This window comes from Rhizobium sp. BK251, assembly GCF_004345245.1.
Lineage (GTDB): Bacteria > Pseudomonadota > Alphaproteobacteria > Rhizobiales > Rhizobiaceae > Rhizobium.
Window position 1 is genome coordinate 141,463 of sequence record NZ_SLUQ01000001.1, and the last position, 25,288, is coordinate 166,750.

A 25,288-nucleotide genomic window follows, 5' to 3' on the forward strand; every position below is an offset into this window, starting at 1 on the left:
CGGTCCGCATGCACGCAGCCCGTCGCGGCGGGAGCCTAGACCCGGGGGCGGTCGCGATCAACCGGACGATCGCCCCCGACTTTGGCTTTTCAACAGGCGGCCTTACGCGGCCTCCGCGGTGCCCTCGCCTTCCGTCTCCTTGAGCTGGATCTGGCCGGAATTCGCAAGGCGGATGGCTTCCTGGGCAACGGCGCGGCGTGCGATCGCAATCTCGCGGGGATTGATGCCCGCAGTACCCGTTGCCAGGTCCGATTCGATCATACGGCGCTGACGCGGGCTGATCGCGGCAAGCACGGCCTCGCGGATTTCCGTCGAGGCGCCGCGAAGCGCCATCGTGAGCACGTCGCCGGAAATGTCGTTGAGGAGCATGACGCGGCTTCGTTGCGGCATGCGCAGCATGTCCTCGAAGAGGAAGATCTTCGGACGAACCTTGTTGACGGCCTCCTGGCTGATCGATTCGAGCGAAGTGAGCAGCGTATCGACCTGCGGCTTGTCCATCTCGTTCATGAGTTCCGCAACCTTGGTCGAGCCGGCGGAATTCCGCTCCGCATCGATTTCTGCAAGCAGCGAGACCACGCGGTTTTCGATGATCTGCGCGGCCTTGGGGCTCACGTCCTTCATGTTGACGGTACGGTGCATGATGTCGGCGCGGCGGCTGTCAGGCAGTTCGAGCAGCACCTTCGCGCCGAAGGACGAGGGCATCATGGAGAGAATGTAGGCGATGGTCTGCGGATGCTCGCGAAGAAGGAAGCGGCTGACGAAAACCGGATCCGCTTCGCCGAGGCGATCCCAGATTGAAGTCTCGTAGGCCTGGAAGGCTGTCCGTCTGCCGAGCAGGCTGTCGACCTCGTCGGGCGTAAGGCCTTCCTCGAGGATGCTTTCGATCGCCCTGGCATTGTCCATCAGGCCGGCGCCCTCTGTGAAGAGGTCCTCGAACTCGGCGACGAGTTGCGCCAGTTCGTCCGGAGGAATGGGACGGAGAGATTGTGCAGCCCCGATGATCGTCTGCAGCTCGTTCTGGGTGAAATATTTCAGCAGCCGGCCCGCGACCTGCTTTCCCATCGCGAGAAGAACGGCTGCCGCCTTTTCAGCCTGGGTCAACGGTTTCTGGGCGAGTGCGCCACCGAAATCGTCAAAGTCCATCATGGTCTTACCTCTCCGTCCCGCACAGGGATCAGGCTTTTTTCGTACTCAGAACTTCAATCAGTTTCACGCCGAAGCGCGTATCGTCATTTTCCAGTACGGTGATCTCGCCGCGTGCGATCCTGCGGCCATTCACCATCACTTCCACCGGCTCGCCGATCCTCTTGTCGAGCGCGATGATGGCGCCCTCGTTGAGGCTCATCAGGCCCGAGACCTGCATCCGGCTGCTGCCGAGAACGATCTGGACATCGATCGGAATGTCCATGATGAGATCGAGGTTGGACGTCAGCGCGCTGCCCGGTGCCTGCACGGAGCTCGAAGCGCCGGCATCGAAGCTGGTGTCGCCGAAGGGCGAGCCACCGAAGCTTTCGCCGCCGAAGCTGCTGCCGAAATCCGAGGCAGCCGTATCGCTTCCGAAGTCACCGCCGAACGCCGAGAGGTCCGGGCCGTCACTGCCAAACCCGGTCGTCGTCAGGTCCGAGCCGAATTCGCTGCCGAAGTCGGTAGATCCGGCGTCTTTCTTCAACACTCCGCGAAGGTCATCGATGGCCTGCTCCAGATCGGCGTCTGCGCCGGGAAGCTCCAATGCCTCTTCCTTGCTTTTCTGTGTCTTCTTCGTAGCCATGAAATCACTATTCCAGTTGAAACTTGCCTCAAGCTGCCGTGCAACCGAGGTGCGAAAAAACCGATTAATTCATTATATGCTTAAGTAAATCGTGGTCGGGATTGACATTGTCCTTCACTCTCACCGTGTAGTTTTCACCGGATCGTCCGAACTCGCACACATACAATTCCTTGCTGTTGGCGCTCACATCGACGCGAACATCGCCGCTTTCGAAAAACGGAATGACGTCGCCGGCAGCAAGCTTCGAGATCGTGCCAAGCGTGAGCGACTGCAGCTTGATCCGGGCCTCGAGAGTGACCTGGGATCGGCGAACCTGCTCGCTCAGCTGCTCTGCCCAATCCGTCGCGGCGGCAGACTGGCCCTTGGCCTTCGGAGCGACGATCTTTGTCTTGAGCAGGGTCTTCTGCGGGATGACGAGCGCAAACTCCGAAGTGACGGGACCGAGCTTGATGCTCATGCGAACCGTCGCGCCATATTCGTCGACATGGTCGTCGGGACGCTTCGGCCGGTCGTCGATGTTGTGGGGGCGGCCGATGATCGGCTCGAAACCACCTGCCGCGTTGACCGCGGAGCGCATGATGCCGCTGATCTTGTCGAAGACCATCACGGCCAGGTCGAGCTCGATCACGGAGAGTGGCCGCAAGGAAGGTTCCTCGATCACGTCGGGAAGAGCGCCGAGGAGATGCTCCATCAGTGTAATGACGAAGCCGCTGCCGCAGGAGAGAACAACGTTCGGCGACCAGTTGCGCAGCGAGACATCGGCCAGTGCAACATTCTCGCCGAGCTCGGCGATGAGATCGGATATCAGGCCGGACTCGCATCCGACATATCCGACCGTCACGTCCAGGCCCGTCTCGCTCTTGATGACGTCGGGCAGGAATTCGGTATAGACCTGGGCAAAGGTGCTGCAGAGTTTTGCAACCGTGGCGGAGTCTCCCAGACCGCCGGTGAGCTTGGCAAGAAGCGCGCTGTTCATTGCGGGTACTCGGGAAGGTTCGTTGCTCATGGGTCGTCAGGCCGCCTTGTTCTCACCGCCGGGATTCATCATTTCCTGCTCCACCGCATCGATCGACGGACGTTCATAGGCGGAGATGGTCTTGCGTCCGTACTCGAGTGCCACCTGCGGGACCGAGCCATTCATGTAGGCAAGCAGGGTCTGCTTCACGATCACGTAAAGGCGATGCTGCTTGTTGCGCACGATCTTGATCTGCGAGACCAGCGGCGCGCAGACGGAGTAGGAGAGCAGGATGCCGAGGAAGGTACCGACGAGCGCCGAGCCAATCAGGTGGCCCAGGACTTCCGGCGAATCATTGATGTGACCCATGGCCTTGATGACGCCGAGAACGGCCGCGACGATACCGATCGCCGGGAAGGAGTCGCCCATGATGGTGATGGCGTTGTAGGGCTTCATCTTGTCGTGATGGATCGTGTTGATCTCCTCGTCCATCAGCGCCTCGATCTCGTGGGAGCGAGCATTGCCGATGATGATGAGGCGCACATAATCGCAGATGAAGGCCGTCAGTTCCTTGTTCTTCAGGACCGTCGGGGCCGACTGGAAGATCGACGACTCCTCGGGATTGTCGATGTGGGCTTCGATCTCGTTACGCGACTTGGTGCGCAGGTCGCGCATCAGCGAGTAGAGCACGCCGAGTACGTCAAGGTAGTTGCGCTCCTTCGGGACGGCGTGCTTGAACGCCTCCAGGAGCGCCTTGCCGGAATCCTTCACCACCTTCATCGGATTGGCCATGATGAAGCCGCCGAGGCCGGCGCCGCCGATGATCAGGAACTCGAACGGCTGAAACAGAACTTCGACGTGACCGCCCATCGCCATGAAGCTGCCGATGATACAGCCGCAGGTCACCACAAATCCGATAATGATGTTCATCGTCAGTCCACATCCGAGCGTTGATTTTCCACAACCGGAATAAGTTTTCTGGCTTGCGTGAGGCTGTTGAAGGCTTGCCGAAGCCGGCATTCGCGGTTGCCAGCTTCGCGCAAGGCTTTGCCCGCACATTGGGAACAGACAGACGGGCGATCATGGCCCGTTCTTGAGATGATTCGCTCAGCGAAGGCGCGGCACCGAGCAAGCACGCCCTCGTTTGTTTGATGCCCGGTTCGGAGATTTGCCAGATGCAGTCCGGTATTTACGTTTCCATATCCTCGCAAATGGCGCTGGAGCGCCGCCTGAATACGATCGCGGACAATATGGCCAATGTGAATACGGTCGGTTTCAGGGGAACCGAGGTCAAGTTCGACCAGATGCTCAGCGATACCCGCAACGACCTCAACGCCAAGATCGCCTTCGTCTCGCAGGGCAACGACTACCTTTCCACTGACAATGGCGAACTCGATCACACCGGCAACATGCTGGACTTCGCCATCAAGGGCAATGCCTGGTTCGCCCTCGACACGCCGAGCGGCATGGTGCTCACCCGGGACGGGCGCTTCACCATCAAGGACACCGGCGAGCTCGTATCCATCCAGGGCTATCCGGTATTGGACGCAGGCGGTGCGCCGATCCAGCTCGACCGAACCGCGGGCGAGCCGAAGGTCGGCGCTGACGGCATCATGTTTCAGGGCAATCGGCAGGTTGCATCGCTTGGCCTCTATCAGGCCGACATCAGCAAGGGCTTTCTGCGCTACAACAACAGCGGTGTCATGCCCACCGATCGACCGTTGCCCGTCGTCGACCGCTTCAACGTCGGTGTCGCGCAGGGTTATCTCGAAAACTCCAACGTCAACGCGATGCGCGAGATCACCCAGCTCATCGAGGTCAACCGTGCCTTCGAGAGCATCAGCGCTCTTACCCACGACAGCGAGTCCTCCCTGGAGGAGGCGATCAAGACCCTGGGTGGAAGCAGCTGATCGAGGTAGCCTAGATGACCAGCGAACTGCTGCCTGACGGTGGTATTTCCCCAAAGCTGAGCCAGCTTGCGGATCTGGCGGGCCGCTACGCCCGTCCGGATGCCCTCGTTGCACATGGCGGGCACGTGCGCACCATCGCCGCCGGCCACTACACGGTCAGTGGCCTTTCCCGTCATGTTCGCCTCGGAGAATTCGTTGCACATCGTTCGGCGACCGGCATTCATCTGGGCGAAGTCGTCCGTGTCGAGCCGGAACTGACCTATGTCTGCCCGATCGAGCCCGGCGAGCCGATCGGCATCCATGATACCGTGATCCGCAAAGGCGCTTTCCGGGTCGCCCCGACCGACAGCTGGTGCGGCCGCACGATCAATTCGCTTGGCGAGCCCATCGACGGCCTTGGCCCGATTCCGAATGGTTCGATACGCCGTTCAATCTCGAATTCGGCTCCCCCTTCCATGACGCGGCGACGCGTCGAAACGGGATTCCGCACCGGCGTCCGGGCGATCGACCTTTTCTCGCCGCTCTGCCTCGGCCAGCGTCTCGGCATCTTCGCAGGCTCGGGCGTCGGCAAGTCGACGCTGCTGTCGATGCTGGCCCGCGCCGGCACTTTCGACAAGGTGGTTATCGCGCTGGTCGGCGAACGCGGCCGCGAAGTCAGGGAGTTCATCGAGGATACGCTCGGCGAAAACATGAGGAAGACCGTTGCCGTGGTGGCGACGAGCGACGAAAGCCCGATGCTGCGCAAGATGGCGCCGCTGACGGCCATGACCATCGCCGAGCATTTCCGTGACAACGGTGACAACGTTCTCCTGATCGTCGACAGCGTTACGCGCTTTGCTCACGCCATCCGCGAGGTGGCGACGGCCTCCGGCGAGCCGCCGATCGCGCGCGGCTATCCCGCTTCCGTCTTCACCGAGCTGCCACGCCTCCTGGAACGCGCCGGACCCGGGGCCGAAGGCACGGGCACCGTCACGGCGATCATTTCCATCCTCGTCGACGGCGACAATCACAACGATCCGATCGCCGACTCCACCCGCGGCATCCTGGACGGCCATATCGTCCTGCAGCGCAGTCTTGCGGAGGAGGGGCGCTATCCCCCGATCGATCCTCTTGCCTCGATTTCGCGTCTGGCGCGCAAGGCTTGGACACCTGACCAGGAGAAACTGGTCTCGCGGCTGAAGGCGCTGGTACATCGCTACGAGGAGACCCGTGACCTGCGACTGATCGGCGGCTATCGCCAGGGCAGCGATCCGGATCTCGACATGGCGATCAAGCAGGTGCCGATCATCTACGACGTCCTGAAGCAGACGCCGGGCGACAGGCCCTCGCCCGATGCGTTCGCAGATCTGGCGACCGCCCTCAAGACCGGTTCGGGATTGATCAATGTGCCCGCGCAACCCGCAGTTCATCCGGCGAGATAGAAAGGCTAGACGTGACTGATTTCGATGCAGACGAACCGGTTGCTCCGCCAAAATCCCGAGCGCGCAGGGGCGTGACCGCGCTTGATCGCGTGCTGACCGTGACCGGACTCGTTCTCGCCGGTCTTTCGGCATTCTTCCCGTGGTATGTCTTCCTGAACGAGGACAAGTTCGGCATCAACGTCGCCGAGGGGGATCGCTCCCGTGAGCTTCCCAATTGGCCGGCGCGCAACGTCTTTAGCGTTTCGCCGCTTGCGATGGTCAACAAGAACGCGGCGGATGCGAAGCCGCCTGAATTGCCGGTTGACCCGCTGACGACGGCCACTGCCACGAGCATCGGTCGCGTGGACAAGGATGCCGCCGCACTTCCGGAAAGCCAGCCTTTCCCCGGCAGCACCGGTTTTCGCCTCCTCCATGTGGCGAATGGCCGGGCACTCATCCAGGACGGCACCGGCATGTATGTGGTGCGGGTGGGCTCGATCCTGCCCGACGACAGCCGTCTTGCAAAGCTCGAGCAGCGCGACGGCAAGTGGGTCATCGTGACCTCGAAGGGCGACATTTTCCAGAACGACTGATCAGATCCGAATGGCAGGCTTGCCGCGGAGCGAAGCCGGGATCGGCAGCGCTTGGCGGTTTTTTCGCGTCGATTCCGCGTGCGCTTTGGCCGGTGCAGCGACGAAATCTTACCACCCAGAAATTGCAGGGCGAGACCGCCGTTCTCCGTAAGTCCCACGCAAGATTACCCCCCTAGTGTCGAGCAGGTAAGAACGGAGAGTAACGATGGAACCAATACAGCTCTTTAGCCTGGCATCGCGGCAAGCCGAATGGCTTTCGATCCGCCAGGAGGTTGTCGCGGGCAACATCGCCAACGCCAATACGCCCAAGTTCAAGGCGAAGGACATCACGCCATTCAACGCCGTGCTGGAAAACACCCAGTTCGCGATGGCGAGGACCAACCCGGCGCACCTCTCCGGCAATGATCTGAGCACGAGCAGCGACATCGATGTAAAGGATGCCGCGCTCGACCAGGAGATCGGCGTACAGGAATCGGGAAATACCGTCGGACTGGCGGAAGAGCTCTCGAAGACCGGTGAGATCAAGCGGGAGTTCCAGATGAACACCGCGCTCGTAACGTCCTTTCATCGAATGATGTTGATGACCGTAAGGAAGTGATGTCATGGATCCGCTTTCAGCAGCTTTGAAAATCGCAGGTTCTGGACTTGAAGCCCAGTCGACGCGCCTGCGCATCGTCTCGGAAAACATCGCCAACTCCCGCTCGACGGGGGATACGCCCGGGGCCGATCCCTACCGCCGCAAGACGATTACCTTCGGCGAGCAGGTCGACCGCACAAGCGGCGTCACGACGGTGGGCGTCAAGAAGCTCGGCCTCGACCAGTCCGATTTTGCCGACGAATTCGATCCCGATAATCCGGCGGCCGATGCCCGCGGCGTCGTCAAGATGCCGAACGTCAACGTGCTCGTCGAAATGGCGGACATGCGGGAAGCCAACCGGTCCTATGAAGCCAATCTCCAGACCATCAAGCAGTCGCGCGATCTGATTGCCGCGACCATCGATCTCCTGAAGGCATCGCAATGATCAGCAATGTTCAGAATGTAAGCTCGCTTTCCATGACCCGCGGGCTGGGCAAGGTCGCCACTGAAACGGTGGATACGGCCTTGCAAGCCAACCCCGGCGCAGCTGTCGCCCTCTCGCAGGGAGCGAGCTTCGCCTCCGTCATGAGCAACATGGCGACCGACATGGTCAACAATCTGAAGGGCGCGGAAAGCGCATCCTTCGCCGGCATCAAGGGTACTGCCAGCACGCGCGAAGTCGTCGATGCTGTGATGCAGGCAGAACAGTCGCTGCAGACCGCGATCTCGCTACGCGACAAGATCGTGTCGGCATATCTCGACGTAACGAAAATGCAGATCTAGCAGGTCAGGGACGAAGACATGAGAGCGCTTGCCATCGCTGCGACGGGCATGGATGCCCAGCAGACCAACCTCGAGGTGATCGCGAACAACATCGCGAACATCAACACGACCGGCTTCAAGCGCGCCCGCGCGGAATTCACCGATCTTCTCTACCAGACCGAGCGCGCCCAGGGCATCGCGAACCGCGCCAACCAGGCGATCGTTCCGGAAGGTGCCAATATCGGCCTTGGCGTCCAGACCGCGGCAGTTCGCAACCTTCACATCCAGGGCGAACTTACCCAGACCGGCAACGAACTCGACGTGGCACTGGTCGGGCGTGGATGGTTTCAGGTTGAGGCGGCAGACGGCACGACGCTCTATTCGCGTGCCGGCGCCTTCAACAAGAACGACCAGGGGCAGCTCGTCACGATCGAGGGCTACAACGTCGTGCCCGGGATCACCATTCCGGAAGGGTCGAGCGAGCTGACTGTCAATCGCTCCGGCGAAATAAGTGCGAAGCTAGCAGGCGATACGGAACCGACGGTTCTAGGCCAGCTGACGCTTGCAAACTTCGTCAACGAGGCAGGCCTCCAGCCACTCGGCGACAACCTCTTCGCCGAGACGCCCGCCTCGGGCGATCCGGTGGTCTCCGTTCCCGATGATCCGGGTGTCGCCTACGTCAAGCAGGGCTATCTGGAATCCTCCAACGTCGATCCGGTCAAGGAAATCACCGAGTTGATATCGGCGCAGCGCGCCTATGAAATGAACTCGAAGGTCATCCAGACCGCCGACGAAATGGCCTCGGTCGTCAGCAAGAACCTGAAGTAGCCACGGGAAGGGCCGAACATGACGTTTCGCCGGAAAATGAGTGCCGCGGCGCTGCGGCTTGCAGGCGCGCTCCTCGGCGCCTGCCTGCTCGGGCCTGCGGCCGCATATGCCGACATGGGATATGCCGTCGTGCCGACCGTGATCATTTATCCCGGCGAAGAAGTGACAAGCGCGAACACCCACGAGGTCGAGGTTACCAATCCGAACCTCGCCGGGAACTACGCGAAGTCTACCAGCGAAGTCGAAGGCCTCGTGTCGACGCGCACGCTTCTGCCCGGGCGGACGATCTCCGTTTCAGCGCTGCGGGCGCCCTATGCCGTCAAGCGCGGCTCGAACGTACGGCTCGTCTTCGCAATCGGCAATCTCTCGATCAGCGCCGCCGGCACTCCGCTGGAGGATGCATCAATCGGCGACGTGATCCGCGCACGGAATATGGATTCCGGCGTCGTCGTCAGCGGCACGGTGCTTGCGGACGGCACAATCCATGTGGTGGCGAAATGAGAATTCTGCGTGGTTTCATGGCCGTTGCCCTGGCGCTCTCCTGCGCCTTCGGGGGCGCGACGCCGGCGTCGAGCGCGATGACGTCGCGCATCAAGGATATCGCCTCGCTCCAGGCCGGGCGTGACAACCAGCTCATCGGCTATGGCCTTATCGTGGGCCTGCAGGGCACCGGCGACAGCCTGCGTTCTTCCCCCTTCACCGAGCAGTCGCTTCGCGCCATGCTGCAGAACCTCGGCATCTCGACCCAGGGCGGCCAGTCGAACGCGAAGAACACGGCGGCCGTGATGGTCACCGCAAATCTTCCGCCCTTCGCAAGCCCGGGCAGCCGTATCGACGTATCCGTGAGCTCGCTCGGTGATGCCACCTCGCTGCGCGGTGGTACGCTCATCATGACGTCGCTGACGGGTGCCGACGGACTGATCTACGCCGTTGCGCAGGGCTCGGTGATCGTTTCCGGCTTCTCCGCGCAGGGCGAGGCAGCAACCTTGACGGAGGGCGTCACGACCGGCGGCCGCGTGCCGGGTGGCGCCATCATCGAGAGAGAACTTCCATCGCGCTTCAAGGACTCGATCAATCTGGTGCTGCAGTTGCGGAACCCCGATTTCTCGACCGCGGTGCGCATTGCCGATATCGTGAACAGCTACGCGTCGCGCCGCTTCGGCGGACCGATCGCCGAAGCGAGGGATTCCCAGGAAGTCATCATCGACAAGCCGAAGACCGCGGATCTGACCCGCCTCATGGCGGACGTGGAAAACCTCGTTGTCGAGACCGACACGCCGGCGAAGGTGGTTATCAACGAGCGCACCGGCACGATCGTCATCGGAGCGGATGTGCGGGTATCGCCTGTCGCCGTCAGCTATGGCACCCTGACCGTGCAGGTCAACGAGATGCCGCAGATCGTCCAGCCGGAGCCTTTTTCGCGCGGCGTGACGGCCGTCCAGCCGATGACGGACATCACCGCCAACCAGACGGGCGGGCGTGTGGCGCTGCTGCAGGGTCCGGATCTGAGGACGCTGGTGGCCGGGTTGAACAATATCGGGGTCAAGCCTGACGGGATCATAGCCATCCTCCAGGGCATCAAGTCGGCTGGCGCCCTACAAGCGGAGCTCGTTCTGCAATGACAGCTGTCTCGCTGACGTCAACTGCAAGGAATCTCGGGCTGACTGCTGCCGTAGCTGTCCTGCTTTCGATCCCGGGCGCATTCGCCCAGGAAGAAGCAAGGCCGGCCGGCCCGCCGAGCACCGAGGACGAAATCCGCCAGTTCTGCACCAATATCGCCGACTCCGCACGAGACCAGCGCTATCTCCTGCAGAAGCAGGAGCTTGAGAAGCTGCAGGCCGACGTCGACAGCCGCGTTGCCGTGCTCGAACAGCGCCGCGCGGAGTACGAGGACTGGCTGAAACGCCGCAACGACTTCCTGAAGCAGGCCGAAGCCGGCCTCACGGACATCTACAAGAACATGAAGCCGGATGCGGCCGCCCTGCAGTTGCAGGAGGTCAAGACCGAGGTAGCCGCCGCCGTGATCATGCGGCTCGGAGCCCGCCAGTCGAGCCTCATCCTCAATGAAATGGAGGCCGAGAAGGCCGCGGTGATTGCCAATATCATCGCCAGCGCGTCCGACCCCAATACGTCGAAGGGCACCCAATGAGAAAGCATTTCCCGGCGGCAATGGCGGCGGTTCTCCTCTTGTCCGGCTGCCAGAACCAGACGATCAGGGAGATCGGCACGGCGCCCGCCATGAGCCCGATCGGCAGCGGTCTTCAATATGGCCAGACCCCGCAGATGTCGCTCTATCCGAAGCGGCCGCACCAGGTTGCCCAGGGCTATTCGCTCTGGAGCGACTCGCAGGCCGCGCTCTTCAAGGATGCGCGCGCGCTGAACGTCGGCGACATCATGACGGTCAACATCCAGATCAATGACAAGGCGGACTTCGACAACGAGACGAACCGCAGCCGCACGAATTCGAGCGGCCTGAACTGGGACATCAACGCGCAGATTTTCGGGTGGACGCCGCAGTCGACGACCGACGCCACCTACGGCTCGGATACCAGCACGGACGGCAAGGGCAAGATCAAGCGGTCGGAAAAGCTGACGCTGCGCGTCGCCGCCGTCGTCACCGGCATCCTCGAAAACGGCAACCTGGTCGTCAGCGGCTCGCAGGAAGTGCGCGTCAACCAGGAACTGCGCATTCTCAATGTCGCCGGGATCGTGCGGCCGCAGGATGTCGATTCCAACAATACGATCTCCTACGAGAAGATCGCCGAGGCTCGCATCTCCTATGGCGGCCGCGGCCGCCTGATGGAAGTCCAGCAGCCGCCGCGCGGCCAGCAGGCGATCGACCTCTTCTCTCCGCTCTGACGTGGGGAGAACGAGCGTGAAGCACATGGGTGGACTAGAGCATGGCGGAATCTGAAGGCGAAAGCGGTGGCAAGAAGGCAAAGTCGGCGCTGCTGATGACCGTTGCCGGCGTCGCTCTGCTGACATTGGTCGGCGGCGGCGGCGGCTGGCTCGTCGGAGCCATGATCGCTCCGGACATCCGCGGCGCCGAGGCGGCGCAGAAGGCCGCCGAGGAAAAACAGGCCGAAGCCGGGAAGTCGGCGGGCGAGCAGGGACTGCCTCGCATCTCGACAGAGGCGAACGGCATCGTCCAGCTCGAGCCGATCACCTCGAACCTGGCTTATCCCGCCGAAAACTGGGTTCGCCTCGAGGTCGCACTGATGTTCAAGGGGCCTCCCGACGCCAAGATCGCGGAAGATATCCACCAGGATATCATGGCCTACATCCGCACCGTCTCCCTCCAGCAGATCGAGGGTCCTCGCGGCTTTCAATATCTCAAGGATGACATTCAGGAACGTGTTGACCTGCGCTCGGAAGGACGAGTATCGAAGGTCATGTTCAGAACGTTTGTGGTTGAATGATTCGATATATTAGTTTCCTTGTCGCCATGATGGCGATGCCGGAGCTGGCGGCAGCGCAGCAGCTGCCGACTGACCTTCTGAACCTGCCGGTTGACGGATCGGCGGCTGCCTGGATCATCCGGACGTTCGGCCTGCTGACGATCCTGTCAGTCGCGCCGGGCATCCTGATCATGGTGACGAGCTTTCCGCGCTTCATCATCGCCTTCTCGATCCTGCGCACCGGAATGGGCCTTGCATCGACGCCCTCCAACATGATCCTTCTGAGCCTCGCGCTGTTCATGACCTTCTACGTCATGGCGCCGACCTTCGACCGCGCCTGGCAGGACGGCGTGCAGCCGCTTCTCGCAAACCAGATAACCGAGGCCGACGCGGTGCAGCGCATCGCAGAGCCATTCCGTACCTTCATGTCGGCCAATACGCGCGATAAGGACCTGCGCCTGTTCGTGGACCTTGCGCAGGAGCGGGGCCAGACCGTCGTCAACGACGACAGGATCGACTACCGCGTTCTCGTTCCGGCGTTCATGATCTCCGAGATTCGCCGGGGCTTCGAAATCGGATTCCTTGTCGTTCTCCCCTTTCTCGTCATCGACCTCATCGTCGCGACTATCACGATGGCGATGGGCATGATGATGCTGCCGCCGACGACCATATCCCTGCCGTTCAAGATCCTCTTCTTCGTGCTGATTGACGGCTGGAACCTGCTTGTCGGCAGCCTGGTCCGATCCTTCTCCTGAGATTCCCGTCGAGACGATTTCGGCCAGAGGCGCCAAGCGGGTGGCCGTCGCCCGCTTGCCGTCGCTCTCCATCCTGAGGGGCGCTGTTGCACGGCGCTCCGGCCAGCGCGGGCAAGCTTCACGCAAGAGTTAGGTGACAGACTTGCCCTACCGATAGCCTCGGTTCCGTCACGGCCTCCCGAGTGTGAAGTGCCGGCGTGAGCGCGGCCGTGGGCATCAACACGATGAAGACCATGTCTTCAAGCTCTGGAGTAAATACCCATGAAAGTCGTGATTCTCGCCGGCGGGTATGGCTCCCGGCTCTCCGAGGAGACGACAGCGCGTCCAAAGCCCTTGGTGGAAATCGGTGAGAAGCCGATCATTTGGCATGTCATGCAGATCTATGCCCACCATGGCCTCACGGATTTTATCGTCTGCGCCGGCTACAAGGGATACATGCTGAAGGAGTACTTCTCCAATCTGATGCTCCACAACAGCGACATTACCGTCGATCTGAGCAGGAACATCATCGAATATCACAACGAGGCTGCGCCGAACTGGCGCGTGACGGTTGTCGATACCGGACTGAACACCATGACCGGTGGCCGCCTGAAGCGCATCCGAAGGCATCTGGATGACGGTCAGCCTTTCTGCCTGACCTATGGTGATGGCGTTGGCGACGTCAACATTTCCGGCGAGATCGAATTTCATCGCGATCATGGCCTCAAGGCGACGATGTGCGCGGTAACGCCGCCCGGGCGCTTCGGCGTGATCGACATGAACCTCAACGAACACCGCATTACGGCCTTCAACGAAAAGCCGAAGAACGATTCCCAGCGCGTGAACGGCGGCTTCTTCATTCTCGATCCCTCCGTGGTTGATCTCATTGAAGACGACGCGACCGTTTGGGAAACCGGTCCGCTCCAGGCATTGGCAGAACAGGGCGAACTGGCGGCTTTCATTCATGACGGCTTCTGGCAACCGATGGACACGCTTCGCGAGCGCATCCTGCTCGACGATATGTGGCGCACAGAAAAGGCACCGTGGAAGATATGGGCATAGAAACGTTCTGGAATGGGCGCAGGGTTTTCGTTACCGGGAATACCGGCTTCAAGGGCTCCTGGCTTTGCCTGTGGCTGCAACGGCTGGGCGCAGAGGTTCATACTGCGGCGCTCGCCCCTGCAAGCGGTTCGCTCTACGAGACGCTGGCGCCCTGGTCGTCGCAACGGCACAACATTCTGGACGTTCGGGACGGGGCCGCTCTAGCGCGCGTCCTGAAGGAGGCAAAGCCGGAGATCGTCATCCACATGGCGGCGCAACCGCTGGTGCGTCGCTCCTACGCCGATCCGGTCGAAACGTTCTCGACCAACGTGATGGGCACCGTCAATCTTCTTGAGTCCGTACGCCGCGCGGGAACGGTCAGGACCCTCGTGGTCGTGACGTCGGACAAGGTGTACCGGAATGAGGGTCTCGGTGAACCCTTCGCCGAAGAGGATACGCTCGGCGGCGAGGATCCGTACAGCAGTTCGAAGGCGTGTGCCGAACTCGTCAGCGCCTGTTACAGGGACAGCTTTCTGCGCAACGACGACATTGCCATCGCCACAGCAAGGGCGGGTAACGTCATTGGTGGAGGCGACTGGTCCGAGGGGCGGTTGATCCCAGACTTCATGAGGGCAATCGAAGCGGGCGAGCCTGTCTTCCTTCGCTACCCGGAGGCCGTTAGGCCCTGGCAGCATGTGCTCGAACCGCTGAGCGGCTACCTGATGCTCGCCGAGGCGCTCGATCTCAGGGCACCCGCGATCCCGGAGGCCCTCAATTTCGGTCCCGATCCCAAGGCTCTTGCGACCGTTGCGGAAGTCGTGGGCATCCTCGGTTCGACCTATGGGCTCAGCGAAGCGTGGAAACAGATGCCGGGGCAGCATCCTCCGGAAGCGACCACACTGACGCTTGACTCCCATCTTGCGAGTGCGTCGCTCGGATGGAAACCACGCTTGAGCCTCTCCGAGACGCTTGAGTGGACTGCGGCCTGGTACAAGGCGCGCCATGACGGCGCCGACACGCGAGCGCTCATGCTGGCCCAGATCGAGGCTTACGAAGAACGGGCACCGACACGAGAGCTCGTCTCGGCGCGGGCACGCATGGAAATGGCAGGCTGAAAACCGCCGGCAAGCCGCAGCCCGCCGTACGTACACATGAAGGCCTCCGAGAATGACTATGGATCCAGTAAAGCTGAGCATCTGCATACCCACCTACAATCGCTCCGCTTTCCTTCGTCGGGCGCTGGAATTCTATCAGAAGAATATCGACTTCCCGTTCACTTACGAGATCGTCATATCCGACAACGCATCCACCGACGACACTCGCGACGTCGTGGACGAGTTCACCAGGGGCGGTCTTCCCATAAGGTACTTCCGGCGCCAGACGAACGGCGGCATCGAACCCAACGCCCATAGTGCGTTTCGTCATGCGAGGGGCGACTACGCAATCTATACCGCGGACGACGACCGGCTGATCATGGACGGGATCCGCAGCGCCATCGCCTATCTGGAGCAGCATCCCGAGGTATCGGCCTGCTACGCGCCCTGGTATCTTCACAATGAAGTGGAGGGAACAGACGGCCCGACCTTCTACAGGATGGATGAAAACATCCAGTTTGCGCGCCGCAATTTTCCCGGCGTGTTCGCCCTTCTCATGGCCCGCCACGTCTTTCCGGAAATAGCGATCTATCGAAGCAGCGCAATGCGGTCTGCGACGATTCCGACGCGTTTGTGCTATTCGCCCTTCGCGCATCTGGCGCATTTTCTCGATCTCGGCGACGTGGCGTTCCTGAAGACGCCGTTCTATCGCGCCATCATACAGACGATCATTGCCCGGGACCGGCAGCAACTCGGGCACGAAGAAGTTCTGGACTCCTGGGACAAATATCGTGGCGGTCTTGAGTATTTTCTCTATGTCGCTGCGAAGCGGGGCACGATCGAGCTGGGAGGTCAGCAGGGCCAGCAGTATCATAATCAGATGCGGGAATTCACCTGCGCAAGGATGGTCGTGGCCATAAGGATGTGGCTGGCGAGGCATGATTATCTGCGTGCCTACGAACTCTATGCCCGGGTGGCGTTCAACGGCTTCGGAAACCACCCGGAACTCGAGCCTTTGAAAGGCGTCATGCGGCGGATGGTTGCGTTGCAGACATTGGCGTGGATGGCCAATGCGGCCGCGGGCATCGATCGCGTCGTCCTTCACAAGATGACGAACGTGGCACCCCTCGAGGCGACGCTGCGCAGTCTCGGGTTAAGGGAGGACATCATGGTCGTCTCGGATACCGAAGGCTACACGGCGGGTGAAATCCTGAAGGCAGCTGTTCTCGTTCCCGGAGACCCGGACCGGGAGAGCTATGTCGACAGAGGTTTTATCCCGAACCTTGTCTTCCGCGAGGTCGACCTCGCGGGCTGGGTGCTCGTGTAGATATCCCGCCGGCAAGCAGGCTGGCTTGACACCAGTCTCCGGACCCATCCCTCCATCGGAATACCGACCCCATGCTGTTCACGCCGCTTTCCTTGCCTGGTTCGTTCACGGCCGATCTTCAGAGGTTTGAGGATGAAAGAGGCTTCTTTGCACGAAGCTTCTGCGCACGTGAGTTCGGCACGCAAGGGCTGGAGACCGCCTGGGTCCAGACGAATAGTTCCTTCAGCCGGGAAAAGGGCACGATTCGCGGCATGCATTTTCAGCGGCCGCCGAAGGCGGAGGTGAAGCTGGTGCGCTGCGTGCGCGGTGCGGCCCTCGACGTCATCGTCGATATTCGTGCCGGCTCTGCGACTTATGGCCATTGGACCAGCTGCGAGCTGACCGCCGATGCGCGCAATGCAATCTACATACCGCGCGGCTTTGCGCATGGTTTCCAGACGCTCGAGCCGGACACCGAGCTCATGTACTTCGTCTCGGAATTCTACTCGCCCGAACAGGAGGGCGGACTGCGCTACGACGACCCGGCATTGAACATTGCCTGGCCGTTGCCGGCCGCTAACGTTTCACCGAAGGATCGGAGCCAGCCATCCTTTTCCGAGCTTCGCCCGATCGAATTGTGACGTGGTTGGCTGTTTCGGCCGCGCCGTAGCCGGCGTCCGTCATCAAAGGTAGAAGCGGGCTTCCCGACCGGCGTCACGCCAAGGCGGCGTCGTCGGCCGATGTCGTCGGTGACAACGCAGCGTGCCTGATCGGCGCGACACCATCCTTGTTGCGAAGCATCATGAGTGTGAAAGGCCGGTCCAAGAGACACTCGGGGGTTGGTCCGCCGAGTGTCTTCTGGATACGCTGATCGGCTTCGCCGGCCGCCTCAAGCCTGAAGCATTTGCGCAACTGGCTGTGCTTGGGGCAATGCCAAGGCAAGGCTGTCGGAATAGTCAACGCCGTAGCGTTCGGCGAGCGAGCGCCACCATTCGTCGCGTTCAAAGATTTCCAGTGCCTTCGCGGCGTGGACCGTTGCCAGCGTCTGTTCACCTATCGCGCTATAGCAACGGGCGACGTAGAGCTGACCAAAGGCGTGGTCCGGATATTTTTCGCAGACGTTTTTCATGTAGTGAATGGCCACATCGTAGCGACCGATACGCATATTGTAGTTCTCTATGAAATTGACCCGGAGCTGAGTTTCATAGGCATAGGCTTCCAGCTTCTTCGGATCCTGCCCCGGAACGTTGAGAACCGTCTTGGTGGCAACGAAGTCGTCGTTGTCCGTGGACTGGATATAGCCTTTCTCGACGCAGATGTCGTAAAGCCGGCTGCCAAAAATCGGGATGGCGAGATAGACGTGGATCCAATCGAAGCCGTTTTCGAGCAGCATCTCCACCGTTTCCTGCCGATGCTCGTCTTCCTCGCCAGGCAGCCCCGCCACGATGAAGACGTGGCTGCGAACGTTGAACTTGCGTAGCGCCTCAACCGCGGGGCGGATCAATTTCTTCTTCAACGGCTTCTTGATGATGTTGTTCAGAACGTGATCCGAACCGGATTCGACGGCGAGCGCCACGGCGGAAACGCCGGCTCGCGAGAAAAGCTCGGCCACTTCCTCGTCGATTGCGTAGACGGCGACCCCATTGGGGAATTCCAGGCGAATGTTGAGTTCCGCAAGCGCGGCCAGGAGCGCCTTGGCGCGCTCCTTGTCCTGGAAAAAGTGATCGTCCTCGACCATCAGCACCGTCATGCCGAATTCATCGCGCATGCGCCTCACATCCTCGACGACACGCTCGATCGACATGAAGCGCACAGTGCGCCCGTGAAGTGATGGATTGGAACAGAAGACGCAGAGGAAGGGGCAGCCGCGGGACGTATGGATTGCCATTTCACGCCGTGGTTCGTTGGCGTATCGCTTGTCGATGCTGCGGCTGTTGTAGTTGTTGAGATCGACAATCTCGTAGTTCAATTGCGGAATCTCGTCGAGATTGTCTATGAAGTCGTGCGCAGGCACCTTGCCGCGCCCTACACCCTCGCGCGTGACCCACGCTTTGTGGCTTTCGAGCACGCGCGCCTTGTCGGGAGCATCGAGCAATACCTTGAGCGGCATTTCGCCTTCGCCCTTGCAGATTGCGTCGAGATCGGGGCAACGCTCGAGCATCATCTGGTATGCCGCGGAGGGCAAGCCGCCACCGGCTATCGTCAGGATCGACTTGTCGAATTTCTTAACGGTGGAGACCAGGGACTGGATGTAGCGGAACGAGGAATTGAACAGTGCCGAAACGCCCACGATGTCCGGGCGGAAATCTGCCATGATGCCAGTCAGCTGCTTGGCGAAGATTTCCTCATGGCTGTCCGCGCGCCCGTCCTCGACCAGCTCCTTCAGCGTGATGTTGAGATCGACCAGCTGAATCTCGATGTCGGTCGAGCAGTTTTGCTTGAGATAGGTCTCCATCGACAGGATTCCGTAGGGAATCGTGAAGGCGGGCAGCACTGCGTTTCGCACCTTGCCGATATAGTCGGCGGCATTGAAGTACGGCGGGATCACAAAAAGCAGTCTCGTCATCATCTGCAACCTTGTTTAAGAGCTCCGGACTTTTGAAGCACTCGGAGGAGAAGACTATTTTCGGGCGGTGATTGGCCCGGTGGCTGTTCATCTCCGAGGTCGATATCACTATCCCGACACCCGATGGACGCGTTCCTCGAAACGTGCACCATCGAGCTTGTCTCAGGCTGTGATTGAGCGCGATCCGAAGGGAGGGGCCAGGCCGGGCTATGCATTGCTTTCATCAAATCCGGCGGAGAAATCCGTCGGCAGAGGCCGTAATCATGATCTTGTGCTCGATGGTCTTGTCGCACTCGAAGCGCAGATCCTGGCCGTCCCTTGCCTTCCGCCCCTCATTTTCCAGGCGCTTCATGTATTCCCAGACTGCCGTCTTCGGATTGTCGCCCTTGCCCCAGGGCCGATTGGAGCACATGTCGGGGGGAAGGTCTTCGACGCCGGTGTCCCAGACGACGCAGTAGGAGCCCTTTGAGGCAAGCGGCGCGTAGAGTTCCAGCTCGGCGAGTACATGCTCATGCGTGTGGTTGGAATCCAGGAAGACCATGACCCTTTCATAGCCTTCGCTCTGGGCAAGCACCTGTTCGAAGACGGCGCTCGCTACGGACGATCCCTCGATCATCTTGATCTTGTGGGCGAGGGGATGGTTCTCGATGCCGGCGCGATTATGGGCCCGGATGTCGATGTCGATGCCGACGACCTTGCGGCGGCTCGCACGCGGATCGAGCACAACACCTTGCTGCAGCGCATCGCAGTAGTCGAGCATGGCGAGCATTGACGCGCTCAGGATCAGCGATCCGCCGTGGGCAATGCCGGTCTCGATGACGATATCCGGGCGGCAGGTCCAGATCAGTTCCTGGATGGCATAGACGTCCTGCGGCACCTGGATGATCGGGCGACCAAGCCAGGTGAAGTTCTGCGCGTAATTGTGACGTATGCACTCGCGCACCCAGACCTGCGACAGACCGATGAAGCCGGCATCCTGACCCGCGCTTTCGATATTCCCGCGCACGTATTCTGCGAATTTCGTTTCTTCAGACATGTTCTATTCTCTTTCGGACTGTTGAATGCGCGTGCAGTGGATGTCCCACCACTGGGTACGGGGCGCGAGCCGGTTGCCTTCGAAATCGCGGACTGTGCGCGAGTAGAGATCGACCATGTGCTCATAGGAAAGCCATGGTCCCGGCACGTCTTCCCCAAAGGGTCCCGAGGATCCCGGTTTGAAGGCATGGTCGGCAACCTCGTCGAACATCCCTCCGACCGTCGATTGGTCGAGCAGCTTGAAACCGTCGTATCCGGAGGCAGCCAGCGATTTCATGTATTCGAACCCGAAGCGGCAATCCTCGACACTGACAAAGCGGGGAGGGGCGTCCATGGAGCGCAACTGCTCGAGAACGACATGGTCGACGCCCTCGACGTCGATCTTCAGGTAGTGGGGTACGCCATGGATCGAAAAGAGCTCGGGAAGCGTGACGCAGCGGACGGTGATCTCGCTGCAGCTGCTTTCATTTCGACCAGCCCAGCCGATATCTATGCTGCTCCAGTGGTCGTTTTCCAGGTTGACGAAGAATCGCGTCTCGCCCGAAGTCTCCCAGATCGCCGCGTGAATGACGGTCATTCGGCCGTCGGCTATTTCGCGGGCAAAGCGCACACGGGCCTTTTCGCAGAGGGAGGGGTTGGCCTCCAGCCCGACGACGCGGAATCCGCGCTTCAGGTAGTACTCGGCGTCATCGCCGTTGTTCATCCCGAGATCATAGACGAGTAGGGGATCCGAAACGTATCCGGTCATGAATTCCGCCATCTTTCCTTGGGTATCGCGTAGACGACGGCACCGGTGCCGCACCAGCCGTGGAGCCGCATCAGAAAACGATAGTCTTCGAGGTTCTCCGTGAGCCAGGCGGGCGTCCGCCAGATGCCGTCGGGATTGTGATAGGTCGTCAGCGCCAGGATCGGGCGATGCCGGACAATGGTCTGCGCTCCGCCCTGTAGCGCCGCCAGTTCCGCTCCCTCGAGGTGAAGCTTGATGAATGTCGGACTGAGATCGAGAGAGTCGAGCGTAGTTGTGGTCGCCAGGGAGTTGCCGGTCTCGGAGAGCTGGGAGGCGTACCCCAATCCCTCGTGGAAGCGCCGATTGGAGCATTCCTTGTCGAGCAGGGCATCCGACACGGCGATGCGGCTCCTTGTCTCAGACGGCAGACCGCCGAGGTAGTCGGCAAGGACGCCCCGGTTCGCTGCGTCCGGCTCGATCGCGACAATTCCGGAAAGGCGTTCTCGGGATTCAGAAAGAAACCGTGCGCTTACGCTTCCATGATGTGCGCCGCCATCGACGAAGAACTCGCTGTCGGTGAGGCAATGCACGATCTCGGGTATGAAGAAGCGGTCGCGAATGGTCACCGGCGCGTCCGAAAACATCCACTCTTGCCTGAGACGTCGCCAGGCGATGAACTGAAGGTGATGGGCGCGGGATCTGTCATCCTCCCATCCATCGAGCACGTCGGCAACGAGTTGGAGTTCGCCCGGCTCGAAGGGTGCTGCGAACCATCCGTTCGAGAGCGGATGCCGGTCGCGGAAGGATTCGGCGAGATCGTAGAAGGGCAGGATATCCCGCCAGCCATCCGCGCGCAGCGCCGCCTCGAGCGCGGAATACGGGCTGGTGACGATGCTGACGGCAAGCAGCGCCTCGTTCTTGAGTGTCGCGGGGACGTCGTCCGGAGCCAGGACGGGGATGCCTCGCCACGCTGTTCCGGCCGAAAGTGCGGCGGCATTGCGATCGACGACTATGGCGATGTCGCAGCCCACGGTTCGCAGGTGTTCGCGGGCGAGCAGACCCAGGTCGCCGCCGCCGTAGAGCACGAGTGGCTGGCGCGGGCTTGCAGGGCCGAGCATACCTGGCTCGGCAGCGATCTCGTGGAGCAGGCGTTGAGCCGAGACGCGGTCTGAGGAGGTTAGGTGACGAGGCGGCCCAATCCTGTGCGCGGCCTTCAGCGGCGCTGCAGTGGCGCCCTCTTGCCTGAAGTCCATTTCGCCTGCCTACCCCCGTTGCTAGATTGGCGCCCAATCGAAACCTGATTCGGATGGTCCCAGATGCCGCCAACTCGACGCCTAGTTATAGACACACAGCTTTCGTGGAGCTTGTCATGGCGCGGGTGATGCTGACCGGAGCGAGCGGTTTTGTCGGGCGGCAGATTCACCGGTCGCTGCGAGAGGCCGGCCACGAGGTCAAGGTGGTGTTGCGGCCCGGCTCGGAGGATCGTCTCATTGCGCCGGTCGCGGACGGCATGATGGCTCGCAGCGAGGACATCTTCGCCGAGGATTCGGCGTGGTGGGAGGCGCATTGCACGGGCATGGACGCGGTCATCCATTGTGCGTGGTATGTCGAGCCCGGCAAGTATCTAGACTCCCCCGCAAATTTCGACTGCGTTTCCGGGACGCTGCAATTGGCGCTGGGCGCGGCGAAGGCGGGCGTGCCGCATTTCGTCGGCGTCGGCACCTGTTTCGAATACCGCCTGCCGTCGGATCGGCTCACGGTGGAATCGGAATTCGCGCCGGCAACGCTCTATGCGGCATCTAAACTTTCCGTTTACCAGATGCTGGCAAAGTTCTTCGCGAAGCAGGGAACCGCCTTTTCATGGTGCCGGCTCTTCTATCTCTTCGGGGAAGGGGAACATTCGGCGCGTCTGGTCCCCTATGTCCGTGAACGGCTTGAAAAAGGGGAAGTTGCAAAGCTTTCCGCTGGAACGCAACTACGCGACTTCCTCGATGTTCGGCAAGCTGGGGCGATGATCGCCGGTGTGATTGAAACAGGTCAGGCTGGGGCAATCAACATTTGTTCAGGTAAACCCACAACGATACGCCAGTTGGTGGAGGCTATAGCCGACGAATACGGCAGGCGCGACCTGCTGGAGTTCGGCACGGCTGCAATCCATCCCTCCGATCCGGCTGCTGTCGTTGGTGTCTGCAACGCTATCGCACCCAATCGGTCGCCGGAGGCGAATCAATGAAAGCCCAGTTGAAGCCGCGTATCAACCTTGAGGACCGCACGGCTCTCGAGACCGTCATCCCATTGTCGACACCCTTCATCGTTTTTGTTGACCCTGCAAGCTCCTGCAACTTCAAGTGCACCTTCTGCCCCACCGGCCACCGCGACATGATTGCGGAAACCGGCCGCTACCAGGGTGCGATGAAGTACGAGGTGTTTCAGAAGGTCATCGACGACCTCGGCGAATTCGGGGAGCCGATCAAGGTTCTGCGCATGTACAAGGACGGCGAGCCGCTCCTCAACAAGCGCTTCGCCGACATGGTCGCCTATGCCAAGAAGAGCGGATACATCGAGTACATCGATACGACGACGAACGGCACGTTCATCACGCCCGAGCGCATGGCACCGATCATCGCCGCCGGCATCGACAAGATCAACATCTCCGTCGACGGAATGAATGTCGAACAGTACATGAAGTTCACCGGCTTCAAGTTCGACTTCCCGAAGTTCGTCGAAAACGTCAAATGGCTCTACGACAACAGGGGTGATTGCGAGATCTCGATCAAGATCCCCGGTGAACTGATCACACAGGCGCAGCAGCAGGAATTCTTCGATACCTTCGGCGACTACGCCGACCGTATCTTCATCGAGAATTTCGCACCTTGCTGGCCGGAATTCGATATCGAGCAGCATACCGGGGTCAAGATCACGAAGGGTATCTATCAGCAGGAAATCGGCAACACGGACACCTGCCCCTACATCTTCTACGGCTGCTCGGTGAACGCCGATGGCCTCGTCTCCTCCTGCTTCCTCGACTGGGGCCGCAAGCTCATCATCGGCGATGCACGCGAACAGACGATGAAGCAGATCTGGAATTCCGACAAGATGAATGCCCTGAGGCTTCAGCATCTCGAAGGTCGCCGCTGCGAAAACCAGACCTGCGGAAACTGTGGCCAGCTGACGCATTGCCTGCCTGATAATATCGATGCCCATCGCCCGATGCTGCTCGAGAAGTTCAAGCGGCTCGTCGCGCTGAACCCCGATGTTCCGGCCCCCGGCGGCATCAGGATGCCGTTTCCCGCCGCGGCCGAATGAAGGTCCTGCACATCACTCCGCATCTTGGCGGAGGCGTGGGCAAGGCCCATGCCTCCATCCAGGCCGCCGGTGCAGGGACCATCGAAAGAACCTATTTCCTTCTCGAAGAGCCTCGTGACCGTCGCTTCGCATCAATGGTGGAGGCGGCCGGCGCGAGGCTGGTTTTTGGCGGCGCCACTGAACTGCGTGAGTTAGTCGATGCGGCGGACATCGTCCAGATCGAGTGGTGGAACCACCCCCGCCTGTACGAATGCCTCTCGCAATGGCAATTGCCCCCGATGCGTTCCGTCTTTTGGGCGCATGTATCCGGGCTCAGCCCGCCCTTCCTTCCCGAACGCCTGGCAGAGGCGGCGGACCGCTTGCTCTTTACATCCCCCTGTTCGCTTGCGGCCGACAATATCGTCGGCTTGCCACATGCACTGAGTTCGCGTCTCGCAGTCGTCAACAGCGGATTCGGCTACGAGGGCGAGGTGCCGGCTCGGACGAAAGCCAAACCCGTCTATCTGGGAACGGTCGACTTCGTGAAAATGCATCCCGCATTCTTCGATGTTCTGGATTCGGTCGACGATATCGATTTCAAACTGTCGATATGGGGCCAATACGACGCCGACGGCGAGCCGCTGCGACGAGCCGCCCGGATGCGCCATCCGCAGCGTGTCGTTTTCGAAGGGCAGCACCCCGAACCGCGCAGGATGCTGGAGGAGGCGACGATACTCGTCTATCTCCTGCGCCCGGACCACTACGGCACGGCCGAGAACGTCCTCGTCGAGGCGATGTCGCTTGGTGTCGTGCCGCTCGTCTTCGGCAATCCCGCAGAGCGTGCAATTGTGAAGGATGGCGAGACGGGCCTTGTCGCAAGCGACGAGGCGGAGGCCGCGGCCAAGCTCGCCTGGATGCTCCGCCATCCGGAAGAGGTCGCGCGCATCGGCGCACATGCAGCCGAGAGTATTCGCCTCACGCACCGGCCAGACATTTCCGCCGCTGATCTGGAGCGCTGCTATCGGCCGTTGTTGCATTCACCGAAGCGAAGCGTCGATTTCGGCCGATATCTCGGAACCTCGCCCGTCGATTGGTTTCTGTCGACGCAGCGGCGAAGCGGAACCGACCTTGATCCCGGTGCAATCGACCTGGGTGGTGGAGCGGCCAAGGGCAGCGTCGCCCATTTTCTCGCCTGCTTCCCGAATGACGCTGGGTTGCTGAACCTGCAGTTGCGTGCCGGGCGGCAAGCCTAAGCCGCGACCTTCCAATCATCGTCTTCGATGCCCCGCAGCAGAGATCTCGTCCGCTG

General features: G+C 60.9%; 28 protein-coding genes. 20 read left to right on the top strand and 8 right to left on the bottom strand.

Annotated elements, in window-relative coordinates; genetic code table 11:
• Nucleotides 1-102 precede the first annotated feature (102 nt).
• The 4 genes from fliG to motA form a co-directional block, all read right to left on the bottom strand.
• Nucleotides 103-1,146 (bottom strand): flagellar motor switch protein FliG, encoded by a 1,044-nt coding sequence (fliG, locus tag EV286_RS00695; RefSeq protein WP_132955077.1) that lies wholly within the window; start codon nt 1,144-1,146, stop codon nt 103-105.
• A gap of 28 nt (nt 1,147-1,174) precedes the next feature.
• Nucleotides 1,175-1,768, bottom strand: a complete 594-nt coding sequence (fliN, locus tag EV286_RS00700; RefSeq protein ID WP_132955078.1) for a flagellar motor switch protein FliN — start codon at nt 1,766-1,768, stop codon at nt 1,175-1,177.
• Between the two features lie 64 nt (nt 1,769-1,832).
• A complete protein-coding gene (locus tag EV286_RS00705; RefSeq protein WP_132955079.1) occupies nt 1,833-2,744 on the bottom strand; it encodes a FliM/FliN family flagellar motor switch protein in 912 nt (303 codons plus the stop codon).
• 36 nt (nt 2,745-2,780) lie between these two features.
• A complete protein-coding gene (gene motA, locus EV286_RS00710; protein ID WP_132955080.1) occupies nt 2,781-3,653 on the bottom strand; it encodes a flagellar motor stator protein MotA in 873 nt (290 codons plus the stop codon).
• Between the two features lie 245 nt (nt 3,654-3,898).
• Between motA and flgF the strand changes: the two genes are divergently transcribed.
• The 17 genes from flgF (at nt 3,899) to rfbC (ending at nt 17,007) form a co-directional block, all read left to right on the top strand.
• Nucleotides 3,899-4,633, top strand: coding sequence for a flagellar basal-body rod protein FlgF (gene flgF, locus EV286_RS00715; RefSeq protein ID WP_132955081.1), 735 nt, complete (start codon nt 3,899-3,901; stop codon nt 4,631-4,633).
• 14 nt (nt 4,634-4,647) lie between these two features.
• On the top strand, nt 4,648-6,054 hold the full coding sequence (fliI, locus tag EV286_RS00720; RefSeq protein WP_132955082.1) for a flagellar protein export ATPase FliI: 1,407 nt from the start codon (nt 4,648-4,650) through the stop codon (nt 6,052-6,054).
• An 11-nt stretch (nt 6,055-6,065) separates the two neighbouring features.
• The gene (locus EV286_RS00725; RefSeq protein ID WP_132955083.1) at nt 6,066-6,626 is read left to right on the top strand and encodes a flagellar protein; all 561 of its coding nucleotides are present in this window, start codon (nt 6,066-6,068) and stop codon (nt 6,624-6,626) included.
• Between the two features lie 205 nt (nt 6,627-6,831).
• A complete protein-coding gene (gene flgB, locus EV286_RS00730; RefSeq protein ID WP_132955084.1) occupies nt 6,832-7,224 on the top strand; it encodes a flagellar basal body rod protein FlgB in 393 nt (130 codons plus the stop codon).
• 4 nt (nt 7,225-7,228) lie between these two features.
• A complete protein-coding gene (flgC, locus tag EV286_RS00735) occupies nt 7,229-7,648 on the top strand; it encodes a flagellar basal body rod protein FlgC (protein ID WP_132955085.1) in 420 nt (139 codons plus the stop codon).
• The gene (locus EV286_RS00740) at nt 7,645-7,986 is read left to right on the top strand and encodes a flagellar hook-basal body complex protein FliE (RefSeq protein ID WP_132955086.1); all 342 of its coding nucleotides are present in this window, start codon (nt 7,645-7,647) and stop codon (nt 7,984-7,986) included. Before flgC ends, EV286_RS00740 begins: the two co-directional genes overlap by 4 nt.
• 18 nt (nt 7,987-8,004) lie before the next feature.
• Nucleotides 8,005-8,793 carry a flagellar basal-body rod protein FlgG gene (gene flgG / locus EV286_RS00745; protein ID WP_132955087.1) on the top strand — a complete coding sequence of 263 codons (789 nt, stop codon included), beginning with the start codon at nt 8,005-8,007 and terminating at the stop codon, nt 8,791-8,793.
• 36 nt (nt 8,794-8,829) lie between these two features.
• Nucleotides 8,830-9,294, top strand: coding sequence for a flagellar basal body P-ring formation chaperone FlgA (gene flgA / locus EV286_RS00750; RefSeq protein WP_245500596.1), 465 nt, complete (start codon nt 8,830-8,832; stop codon nt 9,292-9,294).
• Entirely contained in the window at nt 9,291-10,415 is a 1,125-nt protein-coding gene (locus EV286_RS00755; protein ID WP_132955089.1) for a flagellar basal body P-ring protein FlgI, read from the top strand. Before flgA ends, EV286_RS00755 begins: the two co-directional genes overlap by 4 nt.
• Nucleotides 10,412-10,942, top strand: a complete 531-nt coding sequence (locus EV286_RS00760; protein ID WP_132955090.1) for a MotE family protein — start codon at nt 10,412-10,414, stop codon at nt 10,940-10,942. The genes EV286_RS00755 and EV286_RS00760 overlap by 4 nt, the downstream gene beginning before the upstream one ends.
• The gene (flgH, locus tag EV286_RS00765; protein ID WP_132955091.1) at nt 10,939-11,652 is read left to right on the top strand and encodes a flagellar basal body L-ring protein FlgH; all 714 of its coding nucleotides are present in this window, start codon (nt 10,939-10,941) and stop codon (nt 11,650-11,652) included. The genes EV286_RS00760 and flgH overlap by 4 nt, the downstream gene beginning before the upstream one ends.
• A 41-nt stretch (nt 11,653-11,693) precedes the next feature.
• Nucleotides 11,694-12,212, top strand: a complete 519-nt coding sequence (locus EV286_RS00770; RefSeq protein ID WP_132955092.1) for a flagellar basal body-associated FliL family protein — start codon at nt 11,694-11,696, stop codon at nt 12,210-12,212.
• The gene (gene fliP, locus EV286_RS00775; RefSeq protein ID WP_132955093.1) at nt 12,209-12,946 is read left to right on the top strand and encodes a flagellar type III secretion system pore protein FliP; all 738 of its coding nucleotides are present in this window, start codon (nt 12,209-12,211) and stop codon (nt 12,944-12,946) included. The genes EV286_RS00770 and fliP overlap by 4 nt, the downstream gene beginning before the upstream one ends.
• A gap of 261 nt (nt 12,947-13,207) precedes the next feature.
• Entirely contained in the window at nt 13,208-13,987 is a 780-nt protein-coding gene (gene rfbF, locus EV286_RS00780) for a glucose-1-phosphate cytidylyltransferase (protein ID WP_132955094.1), read from the top strand.
• Nucleotides 13,978-15,081: a CDP-glucose 4,6-dehydratase gene (gene rfbG / locus EV286_RS00785; protein ID WP_132955095.1), complete on the top strand. Its 1,104-nt coding sequence runs from the start codon at nt 13,978-13,980 to the stop codon at nt 15,079-15,081. Before rfbF ends, rfbG begins: the two co-directional genes overlap by 10 nt.
• 58 nt (nt 15,082-15,139) lie before the next feature.
• Complete coding sequence (locus EV286_RS00790) at nt 15,140-16,387, top strand: glycosyltransferase family 2 protein (protein ID WP_132955096.1); 1,248 nt, start codon at nt 15,140-15,142, stop codon at nt 16,385-16,387.
• A gap of 71 nt (nt 16,388-16,458) precedes the next feature.
• A complete protein-coding gene (gene rfbC, locus EV286_RS00795; protein WP_132955097.1) occupies nt 16,459-17,007 on the top strand; it encodes a dTDP-4-dehydrorhamnose 3,5-epimerase in 549 nt (182 codons plus the stop codon).
• A gap of 248 nt (nt 17,008-17,255) precedes the next feature.
• On the opposite strand, the gene EV286_RS00800 is transcribed toward rfbC, so the two are convergent.
• The 4 genes from EV286_RS00800 to EV286_RS00815 all read right to left on the bottom strand — a co-directional run bounded on the left by EV286_RS00800 (nt 17,256) and on the right by EV286_RS00815 (nt 21,947).
• Nucleotides 17,256-18,932, bottom strand: a complete 1,677-nt coding sequence (locus EV286_RS00800; RefSeq protein WP_132955692.1) for a radical SAM protein — start codon at nt 18,930-18,932, stop codon at nt 17,256-17,258.
• Between the two features lie 223 nt (nt 18,933-19,155).
• Nucleotides 19,156-19,968 carry a cephalosporin hydroxylase family protein gene (locus tag EV286_RS00805; RefSeq protein WP_132955098.1) on the bottom strand — a complete coding sequence of 271 codons (813 nt, stop codon included), beginning with the start codon at nt 19,966-19,968 and terminating at the stop codon, nt 19,156-19,158.
• Nucleotides 19,969-19,971: 3 nt separating this feature from the next.
• Nucleotides 19,972-20,715 carry an FkbM family methyltransferase gene (locus EV286_RS00810; protein WP_132955099.1) on the bottom strand — a complete coding sequence of 248 codons (744 nt, stop codon included), beginning with the start codon at nt 20,713-20,715 and terminating at the stop codon, nt 19,972-19,974.
• Complete coding sequence (locus EV286_RS00815) at nt 20,712-21,947, bottom strand: FkbM family methyltransferase (RefSeq protein ID WP_132955100.1); 1,236 nt, start codon at nt 21,945-21,947, stop codon at nt 20,712-20,714. Before EV286_RS00815 ends, EV286_RS00810 begins: the two co-directional genes overlap by 4 nt.
• Before the next feature lie 116 nt (nt 21,948-22,063).
• Between EV286_RS00815 and EV286_RS00820 the strand changes: the two genes are divergently transcribed.
• From EV286_RS00820 to EV286_RS00830, 3 genes are read left to right on the top strand one after another with little or no spacing between them, the layout of a single operon-like run.
• Nucleotides 22,064-22,927: an NAD(P)-dependent oxidoreductase gene (locus EV286_RS00820; RefSeq protein ID WP_165932763.1), complete on the top strand. Its 864-nt coding sequence runs from the start codon at nt 22,064-22,066 to the stop codon at nt 22,925-22,927.
• Nucleotides 22,924-24,000, top strand: a complete 1,077-nt coding sequence (locus EV286_RS00825) for a radical SAM protein (protein WP_132955101.1) — start codon at nt 22,924-22,926, stop codon at nt 23,998-24,000. The genes EV286_RS00820 and EV286_RS00825 overlap by 4 nt, the downstream gene beginning before the upstream one ends.
• Entirely contained in the window at nt 23,997-25,232 is a 1,236-nt protein-coding gene (locus EV286_RS00830; RefSeq protein WP_132955102.1) for a glycosyltransferase, read from the top strand. The genes EV286_RS00825 and EV286_RS00830 overlap by 4 nt, the downstream gene beginning before the upstream one ends.
• Nucleotides 25,233-25,288 lie beyond the last annotated feature (56 nt).